Here is a 15,671-nt window from a genome sequence, read left to right as displayed (position 1 = left end):
AGAGTCCGAGTCGTGCGGCTCCCAGAATGAGCAGGCTATCAGTAGCGTCTTACCCATCCACCCAGGAAACCAATTGAACAACAACCACGTGGCTGCCATCATGAACACATCCTCCCCTACGACTCCCAAGCGCGTGCTGTGCGCCGCGCTGATCCTGGTTGCGGCAACCTTGAGCGCGTGCGGCGACAAGGCGAAAGAAAAGAAACCCGGTCAGGCGCTGGCGAGCGTGAATGGGGAAGAGGTCACGGTACTCCAGCTCAACGAAGAATTGCAGCGCGCGGGCGTGTCCGCCGCCCAGCAGGATGCCGCAAGCAAGCAGTTGCTGCAGGTGTTGATCGACCGCCAGTTGCTGCAGGAAGCGGCCGCCAAGGAAAACCTCGATCGCGACCCGAAGGTCATGCAGGCGATCGACCGCGCCCGTTCGCTGATCATCGCGCAAGCCTATTTACAGAAGCGCGTCGGCAACGTGGCGAAGCCGACGCAGGCGGAAGTCGAGGACTACTACAACAAGCATCCGGAGTTCTTTTCCAACCGTAAGCAGTTCAGCATGAACGAACTCGTCATTTCCGCCAACGACCTGACGCCCGACGTGCGCAGCGCGGCCGACAGCGCCAAGTCGCTGGAAGAGGTCGCGGTCTGGCTGGACACGCACAAGATCAAGTACGGCCGCAACCAGGTCACGCGCTCGACGGCCGACGTGCCGCCGCAACTGTCGTCCAAGCTGCTGGGCATGCCCAAGGGCCAGCTCTTCGTCGTCAAGGAAGGGCCGCGCGCGATGTTCATTTCCGTCGCCGAAGTCAAGGATGCGCCGGTCTCGCTGCAGGTCGCGTCCAACCAGATCGAGCAATTCCTCGTGAACCGCAAGAACAAGGAACTGGCCGCAGCCGAGCTGCAGCGCCTGCGTTCCACCGCCAAGATCGAGTACCTGAACAAATCGATGGTGCCCGATCCCAAGGCCGCGCCGGCGTTGCCGGCCGGTGCCGCACCGACGAGCGCGGTGGCGAATGCCGATCCGGCCGCGGCGCCCGCCGCCGCCGGTGCGCCGGCCGCCGCGCCGGTGCCCGAGAATGCACCGGCCGACAATGCATCCGGCGCCGACAAGGCAGCGCTGGACCGCGGCGTCGCCGGACTGAAGTAATCCCAACATTGACGACCAATAAGGAGTGAAGAACATGAAACGACTCGTACACTGGATGATTGCGGCAGTCCTCACGCTGAGCGCGGGCATGGCGGGCGCGGCGGCCATCCTGCTGGGCCCGGGCGACGTGGTCAAGGCATCGGTCTACGGCAGCCCCGACCTCGCCATCGAAACGCGTGTGTCGGAAACCGGCACCATGACGTTCCCGCTGCTGGGCGAAGTGCAGGTCGGTGGCCTCACGACGCAACAGGCGGAAAAGAAAATCGGCGGCCTGCTCGAGAAGGGCGGCTACCTCAAGAAGGCCCAGGTCAACCTCCTGATCACCACGCTGGCGAGCCAGCAGGTGTCGGTGCTGGGCCAGGTCAACCGTCCGGGCCGCTATCCGGTCGACGGTCCGCGCAAGGTGCTCGACCTGCTGGCGCTGGCCGGCGGCATCGGCCCGGAAGGCGGCGACATGGTCAGCCTGGTGCGCACCCGCAACGGTGCCACGACGCGCGAAACCATCGACGTCGTCGACATGGTGCGCAAGGGCGAGCTGAACCGCGATTACGAAGTGGCCGGCGGCGACATCATCTTCGTCGAACGCGCGCCGCGCGCCTACATCACGGGCGAGGTACAGCGTCCGGGTCCGTTCCGCCTGGAACGCGCGATGACGGTCCAGCAGGCCCTGTCGGCCGGCGGCGGCCTGACCCAGCGCGGCACGCAGCGCGGCCTGCGCATCACGCGCCGCGATGCGAGCGGGACCCAGCACACGATCGACGCGAAAGCGGATGACATGGTGCAGGTCGACGACGTCATCACGGTAAAAGAGTCCTGGTTCTAAGGTAGCGGCAGCTCCGGTTCTTTGTTCCACTCCGTTTTAAAAGGTTCATCATGAACGTCCATCAATTCCTGCTGATCTTGCTCGCACGGAAGAAGATCATCCTGACGACCCTGCTGGTCACGGTCGCGCTGGCCCTCGGGTTCAGCCTGATCCAGGCCAAGACGTACAAGGCAACGGCATCCGTTCTGTTGAACTACAAAGGCGTGGATCCATTGACCGGGCTGACGATGCCGGGGCAACTGCTGCCGGGCTATATGGCCACGCAGATCGACATCATCAGCAGCAAGAACGTGGCGCTGCGGGTCGTCGATGCGCTGCACCTGGCCAATAGCCCTGCGGTCATCGAACAGTTCAAGGATGCGACCGAGGGCAAGGGTTCGGTGCGCGACTGGCTGGCCGACCTGCTGCTGAAGAAACTGGAGATCGTGCCGTCGCGCGAATCGTCCGTCGTCGAGATCAGCTTCAAGGGCGCCGACCCCGCGTTCGCGGCGGCGGTGGCGAACGCGTTCGCCGACGAGTACCAGAAGATCACCGTCCAGCTGAAGACCGATCCGGCCAAGAAGACGGCCTCGTACTTCAACGAACAGACCAAGCAGTTGCGCGACAACGTCGAGGCCGCGCAGGCCCGCCTGTCCAAGTACCAGCAGGAGAAGGGCATTGTCAGCCTCGACAACAACCGCGTGGACGTCGAACTGGCGCGCCTGAACGACCTGTCCGCCCAGCTGGTGGCGGCGCAGACGGCCGCGATGGAAGGAAACTCGCGCCAGGCCGCCGCCGGTTCCGCGCTGACGTCGCCGGACGTGGCGAACAACGCCCTGATCCAGACGATGCGCGCCAACGTGGCCCAGGCGCGCGGCAAGTTCGCCGACACGTCCCAGCGCTACGGCCGCAATCACCCGCAATACCAGGCCGCCAAGGCCGAGCTCGACAAGGTCCAGGGCGAGCTGAACGCCGCGCTGGGCACCGTGTCGCGCAGCGTGGGCGCGAATGCCCAGGTGCTGCGCCAGCGTGAAGCGGAACTGCGCGAGGCGGTGGCCCAGCAGAAGGCGAGAGTGCTGGAAATGAACCGCGCCCGCGACGAACTGGGCGTGCTGCTGAAAGACCTCGACAGTGCCCAGCGCGCGTTCGATTCCGCGTCGCAGCGCTTCTCGCAGACCCGCATCGAGGCGCAGTCCGAGCAGTCCGATATCTCGCTGCTGAACCCGGCCGTGGCGCCGACCGAGCCGTCGGGCCCGCGCGTGCTGCTGAACACGCTGATCGCGTTCCTGCTGGGCACGATCCTCGGTGTCGGCCTGGCCCTGCTGCTGGAACTGCTGAACCGTCCGGTGCGCTCGGCCAGCGACGTCAAGGACATGCTGGGCATCCCCGTGCTGGGCACGATCGAATGGAAGTCGCCGCGTGGACGGACGGGTGGCATCCGCTCCCTGATGACGCCCCGCCGCCTGCTCCGTCTTAACTGATCCTGGATTTCAACATGAACTCTCCGATTTTCAATACGCTGCCTGCAGGGCCGGGGCCGGAAACGAGCATGGGGGCCTTGCTGCTCGACTCGGGCAAGCTCAAGCCGGAAGACGCCGAACGCGTGCTGCGCATGCAGAAGGAGACCGGCATCCGCTTCGGCGAAGCGGCCGTGCGGCTGGGCCTGGTCAGCGAGGACGACATCCAGCAGGTGCTGGCGCGCCAGTTCTCGTACCCGTATCTGCAGAAGGGCCAGGCCGGCCTGTCGCCCAAGCTGCTGGCGGCCTACGATCCGTTCTGCCCGCAGGTCGAATCGCTGCGCGCGATCCGCAGCCAGCTGATGCTGCGCTGGTTCGCGCGCGGACGCCGTGCGCTGGCCATCGTCGGCGTGGACCCGGAAGACGGCGCCGCGCTGTTCGCATCGAACCTGGCGATCGTGTTTTCCCAGCTGGGCGAGCAGACCCTGCTCGTGGACGCGAACCTGCGCGCCCCGCGCCAGCAGGATGCGTTCGCGCTCAAGCCGCGCCAGGGCCTGTCCGACCTGCTGGCCGGCCGCGCCGACCTCGACGTGATCGCGCGGGTGCCGGCGTTCGTCGACCTGTCGATCATGCCGGCCGGGACGCTGCCGCCGAACCCGGGCGAACTGCTGGCGCGCGAAGGCTTCCGCAACCTGAACACCCAGCTGGAAAGCCGCTACGACGTCGTGCTGTACGACGTGTCGCCATTCCAGCACGGCATGGACTCCGTCGCGGTCGCGAGCCGCGCGGGCGGTGCGCTGCTGGTCACGCGCAAGAACTACACGCGGATCTCGCACATCGGCCGCGCTGCCGAGCAACTCGTCGATGCCGGCTGCGAAGTCCTCGGCTCGGTGGTGATGGAGTTCTGACATGGACACCGGAGCACGCGCCAGCACCGTGCGGCAGCATGCACCGGACCTGCGTGCGCTGCGCGGCGTCCTGCCGGAATGGTGGCCGGTCTTCCTGGGCCTGGCGATCCTGTTCGTCCCCACGTTCTACGACCTGTTCACCGGCGCCTGGGTCGGAGAAGAGCAGGGCCACGGGCCGATCATCTTCGGCCTCGCGCTGTGGCTCATCTACCGCAAGTGGCCGGACGTGCTGGAGGCGACGACGCCCCCGCGCACCAGCTGGGCCGGCTGGCCCATCCTCGCCGTCGGCCTCATGGCGCATCTGCTGGGCCGGTCGCAGAACATCCTGATGCTGCAGATCGTGGCGATCATCCTCGTGATGGCGGCCGTGCTGCTCGTCAAGCGGGGCGGCCGCGCGCTGCGCGTGCTGTGGTTCCCGTTCTTCTTCATGCTGTTCATGGTGCCGCTGCCCAGCGAATTCGTCGCGGCGGTGACGATGCCGATGAAGATGGCCGTGTCGTGGGCGACCGAGCACCTGCTGTTCGCGTTCGGCTACCCGATCAGCCGCTCCGGCGTGATCCTGCAAATCGGCCAGTACCAGCTGCTCGTGGCGGACGCGTGCGCCGGCCTGCAGACCCTGCTGACCCTGGAAGCGCTGGGCCTGTTCTACCTGAACCTGATGCGCCACCCGTCCGCGTTCCGCAACATCGGCCTGGCCCTGTTCATCATCCCGATCTCGTTCTCCGCCAACGTGATCCGCGTGATCGTGCTCACCCTGATCACGTATTACTTCGGCGACGCGGCGGGGCAGGGCTTCCTGCATGGCTTCGCCGGCATGGTCCTGTTCGTCACGGCACTCGTGCTGATCCTGTCGATCGACTCGGCGCTGCAATGGTGGGCCCGGCGCAGGGGGGCGGCATGAACCGCAAATTCATGGCCAGCGTGATCCTGGGCGTGGCGATGGCGGGCACGTCCGCGCTGACGGGCGCGCTCACGCCGAAGCAGAAGGTGGCCGCCGTCCAGGAACGGTTCGACCTCGACGCGATGATTCCTCAGCGCTTCGGCAACTGGAAGGTCGACAACACCGTCGTGCCGCTGACGCCCGACGAGACGCAGAAGGAACTCATCGCCACCCTGTACGACCAGACGCTGGCGCGCACCTATGTCAACGATGCCGGCCAGCGCGTGATGTTGTCGATCGCGTACGGCGGCGACCAGAGCAAGCAGCTGCAGCTGCACCTGCCGGAAGTCTGCTACGTGGCGCAAGGCTTCGACATGGTGCAGGACCACAAGGCCGAGCTCGCCACGCATTACGGCAGCGTGCCCGTGAAACGCCTGGTTGCGCGCCAGAATGCGCGCAACGAGCCGATCACGTATTGGGTGACGGTGGGCGACAAGGCCGTGATGTCCGGCCTGGGCCAGAAATACCAGCGTTTCCTGTACGGCCTGACGGGCAAGATCCCCGACGGCATGCTCGTGCGCGTGTCGACCATCGAGGCCGACCAGAACAGCGCCTACCGCGTGCAGGACCGCTTCGTGAACCAGATGCTGGACGCCATGTCGCCGCATAACCGCACGAAACTGCTGGGCGCCTCCACCAACAAGGGCTGACGGTCGATGCAGAACTTTCTCCTGTACTTCTATACATCGCTGCCGTTCATCGCCGTCGTGGTGCTGGCGATCATGGCCGTGGTCGGGATGGGCGTCGGCATGGTGTGGCCGCGCTTCCTCGCCTACGTCTACATCGCGGTGTTCTTCTTCAAGAATTCGACGAGCTACGGCTCGCTGGCCGCGGCGGCCGCGCCGGGCATCTACAGCCGCGGCTCCGGCGTGCTGTTCTTCCCGCTGCTGCTGTGGTGCATGGCCGGGGCCTGGTGCTGCGCGCGCGTGTCGGCCGGCTTCCAGCGCTATCCGGCGCCGCCGTGCAACCTGCGGCCCTGGTTCCTCGCCTGGATCCTGCTGCTGGGCGGCCACGTAGCCGTCGCGCTGTTCTCCAGCGTGACCCTGGCCGAAGCGCTGGCGCCTTCCGGCTTTTCCAACATCGTCTGGATGGCGCCGCTCGTCTCGCTGATGCTGCTGTCGTTCCGCACCCGCGAGCACGCGGTCGAGCTGTCGCGCTTCATCCTGCTGGCCGGGCTCGGACGCGCGCTGTTCGGACTCGCGCGCTGGGCATTCCTCGGCGGCGACCCGAACAACGTGTATGCGAACATGAACGCCATCAAGATCAAGCTGACGTTCTTCGACATCAACGACAGCCTGCTGTGCACGATCGCTTTTGCCATCGCCGCCGTGAACCTGTTCCAGGTCGTCAGGAACAAGCGCTCGCTGTTCTGGACCGCGATCGACTGGGCCACGCTCCTTACGACGGCCGCGTGCATCGTGCTGTCGTACCGCCGCAGCGCATGGATCGGCTTCGTGCTCGCCTTCCTCATCATCATGATGCGCTTCCCGCTGCAGCGCCGTATCCACATGATGGCGCTGGGCGCGCCCGTCCTCGGCGCCGGGCTGCTGTATGCGGCGTTCAAGCGCCTGGGCCACACGAAAGGCGCCGGCGGCGGCCTGTCGAGCCTGTTCTACGACATGGAATCGAAGCGCTTCGGCGCCGAAAGCGAGCGCGTGCTCGAACTGAAATTCGCGCTGGCCGATTTCATCTCGCATCCGCTCACGGGCATCGGCACGTGGGGGCGGTACACGGGCTATCAGCACATCTCATGGCAGGCGGGGCAGGACGGCGGCCTGTTCCTGCACAGCGGCGTGCTGCACATCGCCCTCAAAGCCGGGCTGCCCGGGCTGATCCTGCTGGGTGGGACCATCTGGGCGTTCACCCGCCTCGCGCGCCACGCGCTGCGCACGTTGCCGCCCGACCTGCTGGGCCTGGCGACAGCCGGCGCCGCGGGCCTGGCATTCATGCTGCCCGACCTGCTCATCGGCACGCCGTTCCCGCAGGTGCGCACGACGCAGATGCTGGCGATCTGCCTCGCGCTGCCGTACGTGGCAATGGCCGTGGCGCGCGCGCAGCCGGCCGTGCAGCCCGTCGAGACCCGCAAGCGCCGCCACGTCAACCTGGTGCCGGCGCACGTATGAACCTCAGCCTCGTCCGCAACGCCTTCTCGAACCTGCTGGGCGCCGTCATTCCGGCGCTGGTGGCGCTGGGTACGGTGCCGCTCGTCGTGAAAGGGCTGGGCGATGCGAACTACGGCGTGTACTCGCTGGTGACGGCAATCGTCGGCTATTTCGCCGTCATCGACATCAACGTCACGGCGGGTTCCGTGAAATACATCGCGGAATTCAACGCCCACAAGGATCAGGAACGCATCGACGAGACCGTGTTCTTCGGCCTGTCCGTGTATTCGCTGCTGGGCCTTGTCGGCGGGCTCGGCCTGTACTTCGGTGCCCACTTCTTCGTCACCCGCGTATTTTCCGTGCCGGCCGCGCTCGAACACGAGGCCGTCGTGACACTCCAACTGGCGGCGCTCGGCTTCTTCCTCGGCCAGTTGCAAAGTTATCTGCAAAGCGTGCCGCAATCGCTGATGCGCTACGACATCGCGAGCCGCATCGAGATGCTGTTCGGCACCGGCGTGCCGCTGCTGACGGTGGCCGTGCTGATGCTCGGCTATGGCTTGTTCGAAGTGATCTTGCTGCGCGTGATCGCGAGCGCGATCAATTGCGCCGTGCTGTGGCGCTGCATCCGCCGGCTGCTGCCTGACCTGCGCTACCGTAAGCCCGGCGCGGCGATCCGCAAGGAATTGCTGGGCTTTTCCGCGTACTCGTTCCTGAGCCGCTTCGCGACACTCTCTTACGCGTATGCCGACAAGCTCATCATCGGTGCGCTGGTCGGCGTGACGGGGCTCGCGTATTTCACCGTCGCCTCCACGCTCGCGAACCGTATCCTCAGCCTCACGTACCGCCTGTCCGGCGTCTTTTTCCCGGCCGCGAGCGCGCTGGCGGCACGCGGCGAGCTGGAGCGTCTGAACCGGCTGTACCTGAAGGCGAGCCGCTACGTCGTGTTCATCAACGCCTCCGTGCTGGTGCTCGTCGCGGTGTTTTCGTACCAGATCCTGTTTTACTGGATGAACCCGCAGTTCGCGCGTGCGGGGCAGGTCGTGCTGGCCGTGATGGCCCTGTCGCAATTCATCGATTCGCTGACGAGCCTGCCGTCGCTTGTGAACGACGGCATGGGCCACCCCCGTTTTTCCGGCATGTTCGCGCTGGCGCGCGCCGCGTTCGGCCTGCTGGTCGTGTACCTGGGCGTCGCGGGCTGGGGCATCGACGGCGCCGCGTGGGGGCATTTGATCGCATCGGTACTGCTGACGTGCGCGTTCCTCGTCGCCGTGCATGGCCGCACCGTGCCCGCGCGGCTGGGCGAGCTCGTCCGTAAAGCCTACCTGCCCAGCGTGGCGGGTGTCGCCGTCGTCGCGGTCGTCGCCAACGCGGGCAACCGCCTGTTCGACGGCGGCCCGGTCGATTTGCTCCTGCTCGTGCTGCTGACGGCGGGCCTGCTTCTCGCGTACGGCAGCCTGTTCGTGATCGAACGGGACGACATGAGCACGGCATGGACGAGGGTCAAAGGGTTGTTATCGATGAGGAAAGCGGCTTGAAAGTCCTGATGGTTTCGGAAGACTTGCCGGGCACGCAGGTGGGCGGGCTGGGCAAGCATGTCGTGACATTGTCGAACGCGCTGCTCGAGTTGGGCCACGAGGTCGACATCATGGGACGCAGCGACCGGTGCCACGGTGGCAGCGCGGCCGAGATCGGTTTTAAAGGCCGTGTGCTGCCCGGCTTCGATTTTTCCCGGCCCGGGTGGAAGGAATCGCAACTGGGGTTCTTCAACCCGGTCAAGCGGCCGTGGTTCGCGCGTAGCATCGCGCGCGCGCTGCTGCGCGAGGCGGGCAAGTACGACGTCGTGCACTACCACGGCCACCTGCCGATGGCGGGGCGCTACGTGCCGCGGAGCGTCAACTTCGTGCAGACCCGCCACGACCAGGGCAGCGAATGCGTGATCCACCTGCGCTTCAGGCAGGAACACGTGTGCACGACGCTCGACGCGCGCGACTGCGCCGCCTGCATCCACCCCGCGCCGAACGTGGTGCGGCGCGAGATGTCCGGGCTGGCCGTGCGCCGCTACCGGTCCGAGACGGCGGAAGCCTTCTCGCGCCACAAGACGATCTTCGTGTCGGATTTCCTGCGCCAGGCGTTCCTGCGCGCGGTGCCGGACGCGGACCTGTCGCGGGCACGCGTGATCCACAACTTCATCCGCTACCCGTACCTGCGCGAGCGGGCCGCGCGGCCCGACGAGGTGCAGGCGGGGAGGTGCTGCTCGTCGGCCGCATCGATGCCGGCAAGGGCTTCGGCGAATTCCTCGCGCAGGTGCAGGGCTGGCTGCCGAAGCATGCGCGCATCTCCATCGTCGGCGACGGTCCGCTGCGGGGCCAGCTGGAGAGCCGCTACGCGGGACCGCAGGTGCGCTTCCTCGGCTGGCTGCCGTACGACGAGGTGATCCGCATGTCGGCGCGCAGCCACGTGCTCGTGATCCCGTCCGTGTGGGAAGAACCGTGCGGCACCACCGTGCTGGAAGCGCTGGCCCTCGGCAAGCAGTGTCTCGCGCTGGCGCGCGGCGGCACGCCGGAGCTGGCCGCGTACCAGTATTACGACGGCCAGCTGCAACTGGCCGAGACCATGCCGCGGCTCGTGGAGCGGCTGGCGCACACCCTGGGCCGCGCGCCGGTGACGGTGCCGTTGCCCGATGCCTTCCCGATGGACGTGTTTCACGCCGTCCCCCAGATCCTGGACTTCTATCACGAGTGACCCATGAATAAACCGACCTTTTCGATCGTCACCTGCACCTGGAACAGCGCCGCCACCCTGGCCGACACCCTCGCGTCCGTCCAGCGGCAGACGTGCCAGGACGTCGAGCACATCTTCGTCGACGGCGGCTCCACCGACGGCACGCTGGAGATGATCGCAGCGTACCCGGGCAGGAAGCGCGTGCTGCGCGACGTGGGCGGCGGCATCAGCCGCGCCATGAACCAGGGTATCGAAGCGGCCACCGGCGAGTACGTGGCGCACCTGCATTCGGACGACTACTACGCCAGCGACGACGTGCTGGCAACCGTCGCCGAACGCTTCGCGAGCGAGCGCGTGGACTGGGTGTTCGGCACGGTACAGGTCCTGAAGGATGGCCAGCTGATTCCGCCGTACAAGATGGTGCCGTTCAGCTACCAGGCTTTCGCCGCGGGCCGCGCGTCCGTACCGCATCCGGCCGTCTTCATCCGCCGCAGCGCGTTCGACCGCGTTGGCATGTTCGACGAAAAGCTGAAATACGCGATGGACATCGACCTGTGGCTGCGCCTGGGCAAGGTGGCACAGCCGGCTACCATAGCCCGGCCCTTGACTGTGTTCCGCGACCATGCGGGCAGCGTCTCGTCCGCCAACAAGATCAAGGCGCGGCAGGAAGAGTTCCAGGTTCGCCGCCGCTACCTGAAGCAGGCGCCGCTCGCCTTCGGCATCTATTGCCTGCGCTACTACAAGCGCATGCGCACGCTGCGCGCCGAGGCCCATGCCGGCGTACCGGTAATGCAATCGTAATGTTCGTAATCTTTATATCGGATTAAATAAATAACATGGTTGTCGAAGCCATTCGAACGATGGCGAATCGATTAACTTTGCCGAAATAGCTGCACAGTTTTCAAAAAGTCTTTTCTGTAAAAAAACGGCTTTTAGCTGCCTGGAAATATTACCGTTGATAAGGGGTCTATAGGGTCGTCCGATTTGTGGGGTATACGAGAAAAATCTTTGATTTCTAAGGGGATTTTTCCGCAAGAAAATTTATTTGCGGTACTATTTCTCGTATCGAACAGCGCTCATTTGCATCAGCGGAGCGCTTCAAGCAAATCGGGCCCTGGCTTCCTGCCAACGGGCTGACTCTCTAGTCGTCCAGTTAATATTTCTCGGAGCAACCACATGAAATTTCACCGGAAGGGCGTTGTCGCCATCGCCGCACTGTCGTCGCTGTTGATGTCGTTCAGCGCACACGCCGACTGGGCCCAATCCACCGATCCGCTGGTGGTCCAGCCGGCACCGGCCAATGGCGCCGTGCAGGCACAGAACCCGCCGGGTTTTGCGTGGGCGCGTCACCCGACCGGCCCGGCCAGCTACGAGATCGAGATCACGCCGAACGGCGGCTCGCCAGTGAAGGCGACGGTCGAACGCAACTGGTACCTGCCGACCAAGGCACTGGCACTGGGCAATTACACGTGGCGCGTGCGTCCGGCCGGTTCGACCGAATGGTCGACCCCGCGCGCGTTCGCGATCACGAGCAAGTCGACCGTGTTCGAAGTGCCCGACAACGCCACCCTGCGTTCGCGCATCCTGAACAAGGCACGTCCCCGTTCGCTGGCCCCGTCCTTCACCGCGTACTCGACGTGGAGCTCGGCCAAGAAGAGCGACCTGGATCCGTACGTCAGCCGCCTGATCAACGAAGTCAAGCTCCAGACGACGGCGCTGCCCGACCTGTCGGACGCGCGCTGGCCGATCGTGATCTCGTCGCCGCTGACGGCGCAGATGGCGTCGCAGCAGACCGACGTGCGCAACCGCATCAACGAATCGTCGCGCCAGCTGGAAGCGGCCGCGGTGCTGTGGCGCCTGAAGAAGGACCCGATCCACCTGGCGGAAGCGCTCAAGCGCGGCGACCAGCTGGCATCGCTGAACCCGACCGGCCCCACCAGCTACGCCAACCAGGACCAGGCCACGCGCCAGATCGCGCTGTCGCTGCTGAAGGGCATGGACCTGCTGGCCGGTGACCTGGATTCGACCCGCAAGGCCAAGTGGCTCGCCGTCGTCAAGACGCGCGTGACCGAGATGTACGGCAGCATCGCGGGCGACAACGGCCGCCTCGACCAGTACCCGTTCGACTCGCACGGCAACACGCTGATGATCTACATGGCGCTGATCTCGACCCTGGCGCTGGGCGACATCCCGGAAGCGCAGACGTGGTTCGACTTCGCGTTCCGCTCCTACGTGAACACCCCGTCGCCGTGGTCGGGTGCGGAAGGCGGCTATGCCAACGGCACCGCCTACGCCGAGTACGCGGCCGGCTACATGACGGCGCTGTGGGATCCGATCGTCCAGGCGACCGGCGTGAACCTGTACGCCAAGCCGTGGACGCTGGGCTTCCTCGACTTCGCGACGCAGTTCACGCCGCCGGGCTCGAAGATCCACGCGTTCGGCGACGGTTCCGAGACGAAGCCGGACCCGCGCGTGTTCCGCGCCTTCGCCAACCGCATGGTGTCGCCGCGCGCCGCCTGGTACGTCGCCAACCTGCCGGGCATCGAAGACTCGCTGTCCGTGGTCGAAGCACCGTACCCGATGCCCGTGACCGGCACGTCGATGAAGATCCCGCCGTCGAACTCGGCCTACTACCCGAGCACCGGCTGGGTCGCGATGCACAGCGATATCGGCTCGACGGCCCGCACGTCGTTCTACTTCAAGTCCAGCCCGTACGGCTCGTTCAACCACAGCCACGGCGACCAGAACGGCTTGCTGCTGTCGGTGGCCGGCCAGCCGCTGCTGGTCAAGGCCGGCTGGTACGACTGGTACGGTTCGCCGCTGTGGACCGACTGGTACCACCAGACCAAGTCGCAGAACGCGGTCACGTTCGACGGCGGCAAGGGCCAGCTGGTCGGCGGCTACCGCGAGCAGCTGCAGCGCAACGGCCGCGTCGCCGGCTTCTCGGCCCAGTCGTCCTACGACTATGCCGAAGGCGACGCGACCCCGTCGTATGGCGGCCAGCTGACGATGGCCAAGCGCCAGATCTGGTACCTGCACGGCCAGGACGCCATGGTCGTGCGCGACAAGCTGCAGGCGGTCGTCGCCCACACCTACGAGTGGAACTTCCACGCGCCGGTGGCGATGACGGTCGAGAGCCCGTCGAGCGTGAAGATCGCGGCCGGCGGCCAGTCGGTGTGCCTGCGCGACCTGAACGGCAACGCGCCGTTCGCCAAGTGGACCGGCCCGGCGCCCAAGTCCGGCGTGACGGAAGACCATGGCGCGTTCTACCTGAAGAACGACGGCAAGTCGGTGGCCGAGTTCCTCGTGCTGATCGACGTGGGCTGCAAGCGTCCGGCCACCAAGGTCGCGACGTCGGGCACGACCCGCACGCTGACGGTCGGTACGCAGTCGGTGAACCTGAACTAACTCAGGCGTATCGTCACCTGGTGTCGTCACGCGCCGTGCTAGACTCGGCGCGATGACGACACAGGTATTCCTGATCCAGGCACACAAGGACCTGGACCAGCTCAATGCGCTGGTCGAGCAGCTGCGCGACGACGATTTTCGCGTGTACGTGAACCTCGACCGCAAATGCGCGCTCGACCCCGCCGCCGTGCACCCCGCCGCGCGCCTCGTGCAGGACCGCGTCGACGTCCACTGGGGCACGTTCAGCCAGGTGCAGGCCGTGCTCAACTCCCTGCACCAGATCGTGGCCGAGGTGCCCGAATTCGACAAGGTCATCTTCCTGTCCGCCCAGGATTTTCCATTGCTGTCGAATGCGCGCCTGAAAGAGGCCCTCGCGCGACACGCCCACCATGAACTGCTGGACACGGTCGCCATCGGCACCGAACCCGGCCAGTGGGCCGCCGGCTTCCGCTACCAGTATTTTTACCGCGACGACGGCCCGCGCCTGCTGCGCACGGCCTGCCGCATCGCCAACCGCGCGATGCGCGCGGCGGGCATCACGCGCCGGCTGCCGGGCGGGATGCGGCCTTACGGCGGCTCGTCGTGGTGGGCGCTGTCGCGGGCCTGCGTGCAGGACATCCTCGCACGCGTCGCGCGCGACCCCGGCCTCGTGCGCTTCTTCCGCCGCTGCGCGTGTCCGGACGAGATGTTCTTCCAGACCCTCGTGATGAATTCGCCGTTCGCGCCCCGCGTGCTGGGCCAGAACTTCCGCTACGTCCAGTGGCCGGAACACGGCGCCCGCAACCCCAAGATCCTCGACGAAGGCGACTTCGAGCGCATTGCCGCGTCGCGCGCGCACTTCTGCCGCAAGATCGACAGCGAGGCCAGCGCCGCGCTGCTGCCGCGCCTGCACGCGCTCCGGGCGGCTTAAGACTCGCGCAATTGTGCGCGCTGACGAGTAAGCTAGAATCGGATTCCATGCGTTGTTCATAAAGCAAGGAATCCATGCGCTCCATCCTCTTTGTCGTCCGCGATCCATTGCCCCCCATCCGCGCCGACGTGCGCACCCTGTTCGGCACGGAGATGCCCCGTTACGGCGTGGCGACCGAGCTGGTGGGGCAGGGCGGCAGCGGCGATGCGTCGCCGTGGCCGGCCGGGGGCATGCACGTCGTCGGTTCGCTGAAGAGCCGCTTCGCCAGCGTGTGCGCGCCGCTGTGGGACATGCTGGGCCTCGTGCGCGCGCTGCGCCATGGCCGACCGGACTGCATCCAGGTGCGCGACAAGATCGCCAGCGGCGTGCTCGGACGCGTCGCCGCCGCGCTGCTGCGTGTGCCGTTCATTTACTGGATGTCGTTCCCCATCGTGGAAGGCTTCGAGGTCCGGCGCGACGACATCGGGCGCGCCGGCCGCGGCGTCAAATGGATGGGGCATGCGCTGCGTGCGTGGGCGTCGCGCGTGGCCATCTACCGCTTCGTGCTGCCCGGCGCGCGCCATGTGTTCGTGCAGAGCGTTGCGATGGCCGACTGGCTCGCCGCGAAAGGGTTCGATCGTTCGACCATGACGGCCGTGCCGATGGGCGTGGATGCCCAGTTATTCGACCGCGCCGGCGTGGATCCCGTGGACGACCCGCGCCTGGACGGCCGCCGCGTCGTGCTGTACCTGGGCCGCATCGCCCGCTCGCGCCGGTCCGACTTCCTGCTCGACGTGGCGGACAAGCTGCGCGAAAAAAATCCCGACGTGCTGCTGGTGATCGCCGGCGACGCCCCGTCCGACGACGAGATGGCGTGGATGCGCCGCGAGATCGCCCGGCGCGGCCTCGATGGCCACGTCCTGCTGACGGGCTGGCTGCCGCAGCGCACGGCGCTCGGTTACGCGGTGCGGGCCGAGGTGGGCCTGTCGCCGATCCCGCGCGGCACGCTGTTCGACGTGTCGTCGCCGACGAAGCTGGTGGAATACCTGGCCCTGGGCATCCCCAGCGTCGCGAACGATATTCCCGACCAGAAACTGGTCATCGCCGAGAGCGGGGCCGGGCTGTGCGTGCCGATGGAAGCGGGGCCTTTTGCCGACGCCGTCCTGCAATTGTTAAACGACGGGGCGCTTGCTGCCGAGTTCGCGTTACGTGGGCCACCGTACGTTACAAGCCATCGGACGTATGATATTCTCGGTAACAATGTTGCAAAAATTTACAAGAAAATCCTGACGGAGTCGACGTAACG

At 66.2% G+C, this 15,671-nt stretch carries 13 protein-coding genes and 1 pseudogene; all 14 read left to right on the top strand.

Annotation, left to right across the window (positions count from 1 at the left end):
• Nucleotides 1-100: 100 nt before the first annotated feature.
• The 14 genes and pseudogenes from P0M04_RS00440 (at nt 101) to P0M04_RS00375 (ending at nt 15,669) form a co-directional block, all read left to right on the top strand.
• Nucleotides 101-1,138, top strand: coding sequence for an EpsD family peptidyl-prolyl cis-trans isomerase (locus tag P0M04_RS00440; RefSeq protein WP_259452439.1), 1,038 nt, complete (start codon nt 101-103; stop codon nt 1,136-1,138).
• A 34-nt stretch (nt 1,139-1,172) separates the two neighbouring features.
• Nucleotides 1,173-1,961 carry a polysaccharide export protein EpsE gene (gene epsE, locus P0M04_RS00435; protein ID WP_259452440.1) on the top strand — a complete coding sequence of 263 codons (789 nt, stop codon included), beginning with the start codon at nt 1,173-1,175 and terminating at the stop codon, nt 1,959-1,961.
• A gap of 50 nt (nt 1,962-2,011) precedes the next feature.
• Nucleotides 2,012-3,421, top strand: coding sequence for a chain length determinant protein EpsF (gene epsF, locus P0M04_RS00430; protein ID WP_259452441.1), 1,410 nt, complete (start codon nt 2,012-2,014; stop codon nt 3,419-3,421).
• Nucleotides 3,422-3,435: 14 nt separating this feature from the next.
• Nucleotides 3,436-4,305 carry a chain length determinant protein tyrosine kinase EpsG gene (epsG, locus tag P0M04_RS00425; RefSeq protein WP_036237253.1) on the top strand — a complete coding sequence of 290 codons (870 nt, stop codon included), beginning with the start codon at nt 3,436-3,438 and terminating at the stop codon, nt 4,303-4,305.
• 1 nt (nt 4,306) lies between these two features.
• Nucleotides 4,307-5,206, top strand: coding sequence for an exosortase B (gene xrtB / locus P0M04_RS00420; protein WP_259452442.1), 900 nt, complete (start codon nt 4,307-4,309; stop codon nt 5,204-5,206).
• On the top strand, nt 5,203-5,895 hold the full coding sequence (epsI, locus tag P0M04_RS00415; RefSeq protein ID WP_259452443.1) for an exosortase-associated protein EpsI, B-type: 693 nt from the start codon (nt 5,203-5,205) through the stop codon (nt 5,893-5,895). The genes xrtB and epsI overlap by 4 nt, the downstream gene beginning before the upstream one ends.
• Nucleotides 5,896-5,901: 6 nt before the next feature.
• Nucleotides 5,902-7,368: an O-antigen ligase family protein gene (locus tag P0M04_RS00410; RefSeq protein WP_259452444.1), complete on the top strand. Its 1,467-nt coding sequence runs from the start codon at nt 5,902-5,904 to the stop codon at nt 7,366-7,368.
• Nucleotides 7,365-8,882, top strand: coding sequence for an oligosaccharide flippase family protein (locus P0M04_RS00405; RefSeq protein WP_259452445.1), 1,518 nt, complete (start codon nt 7,365-7,367; stop codon nt 8,880-8,882). Before P0M04_RS00410 ends, P0M04_RS00405 begins: the two co-directional genes overlap by 4 nt.
• A pseudogene (locus tag P0M04_RS00400) lies at nt 8,837-9,478 on the top strand (glycosyltransferase family 4 protein); the annotation flags it as partial. The gene P0M04_RS00405 and the pseudogene P0M04_RS00400, both read left to right, overlap by 46 nt.
• 116 nt (nt 9,479-9,594) lie before the next feature.
• Nucleotides 9,595-10,089 (top strand): glycosyltransferase, encoded by a 495-nt coding sequence (locus P0M04_RS00395; RefSeq protein WP_281042249.1) that lies wholly within the window; start codon nt 9,595-9,597, stop codon nt 10,087-10,089.
• Nucleotides 10,090-10,092: 3 nt separating this feature from the next.
• Nucleotides 10,093-10,869 (top strand): glycosyltransferase family 2 protein, encoded by a 777-nt coding sequence (locus P0M04_RS00390; RefSeq protein ID WP_259452447.1) that lies wholly within the window; start codon nt 10,093-10,095, stop codon nt 10,867-10,869.
• Nucleotides 10,870-11,244: 375 nt separating this feature from the next.
• Entirely contained in the window at nt 11,245-13,476 is a 2,232-nt protein-coding gene (locus P0M04_RS00385; RefSeq protein WP_259452448.1) for a heparinase II/III domain-containing protein, read from the top strand.
• A gap of 52 nt (nt 13,477-13,528) precedes the next feature.
• Nucleotides 13,529-14,386 carry a beta-1,6-N-acetylglucosaminyltransferase gene (locus P0M04_RS00380; RefSeq protein ID WP_259452449.1) on the top strand — a complete coding sequence of 286 codons (858 nt, stop codon included), beginning with the start codon at nt 13,529-13,531 and terminating at the stop codon, nt 14,384-14,386.
• A 74-nt stretch (nt 14,387-14,460) separates the two neighbouring features.
• Nucleotides 14,461-15,669 carry a glycosyltransferase gene (locus P0M04_RS00375; protein WP_259452450.1) on the top strand — a complete coding sequence of 403 codons (1,209 nt, stop codon included), beginning with the start codon at nt 14,461-14,463 and terminating at the stop codon, nt 15,667-15,669.
• Nucleotides 15,670-15,671 lie beyond the last annotated feature (2 nt).

Origin of the sequence: Telluria mixta, assembly GCF_029223865.1 — a bacterium.
Lineage (GTDB): Bacteria > Pseudomonadota > Gammaproteobacteria > Burkholderiales > Burkholderiaceae_D > Telluria > Telluria mixta.
This window is presented reverse-complemented; position numbering and strand designations above follow the sequence as displayed.

Excerpts from the sequence above, each read along its gene's own strand:
- epsI (WP_259452443.1), top strand. The coding sequence starts at position 5,203 with ATGAACCGCAAATTCATGGCCAGCGTGATCCTGGGCGTGGCGATGGCG.
- P0M04_RS00390 (WP_259452447.1), top strand. The coding sequence starts at position 10,093 with ATGAATAAACCGACCTTTTCGATCGTCACCTGCACCTGGAACAGCGCC.
- P0M04_RS00410 (WP_259452444.1), top strand. The coding sequence starts at position 5,902 with ATGCAGAACTTTCTCCTGTACTTCTATACATCGCTGCCGTTCATCGCC.
- xrtB (WP_259452442.1), top strand. The coding sequence starts at position 4,307 with ATGGACACCGGAGCACGCGCCAGCACCGTGCGGCAGCATGCACCGGAC.
- P0M04_RS00440 (WP_259452439.1), top strand. The coding sequence starts at position 101 with ATGAACACATCCTCCCCTACGACTCCCAAGCGCGTGCTGTGCGCCGCG.
- epsG (WP_036237253.1), top strand. The coding sequence starts at position 3,436 with ATGAACTCTCCGATTTTCAATACGCTGCCTGCAGGGCCGGGGCCGGAA.
- epsE (WP_259452440.1), top strand. The coding sequence starts at position 1,173 with ATGAAACGACTCGTACACTGGATGATTGCGGCAGTCCTCACGCTGAGC.
- P0M04_RS00375 (WP_259452450.1), top strand. The coding sequence starts at position 14,461 with ATGCGCTCCATCCTCTTTGTCGTCCGCGATCCATTGCCCCCCATCCGC.
- P0M04_RS00405 (WP_259452445.1), top strand. The coding sequence starts at position 7,365 with ATGAACCTCAGCCTCGTCCGCAACGCCTTCTCGAACCTGCTGGGCGCC.
- P0M04_RS00385 (WP_259452448.1), top strand. The coding sequence starts at position 11,245 with ATGAAATTTCACCGGAAGGGCGTTGTCGCCATCGCCGCACTGTCGTCG.
- epsF (WP_259452441.1), top strand. The coding sequence starts at position 2,012 with ATGAACGTCCATCAATTCCTGCTGATCTTGCTCGCACGGAAGAAGATC.
- P0M04_RS00380 (WP_259452449.1), top strand. The coding sequence starts at position 13,529 with ATGACGACACAGGTATTCCTGATCCAGGCACACAAGGACCTGGACCAG.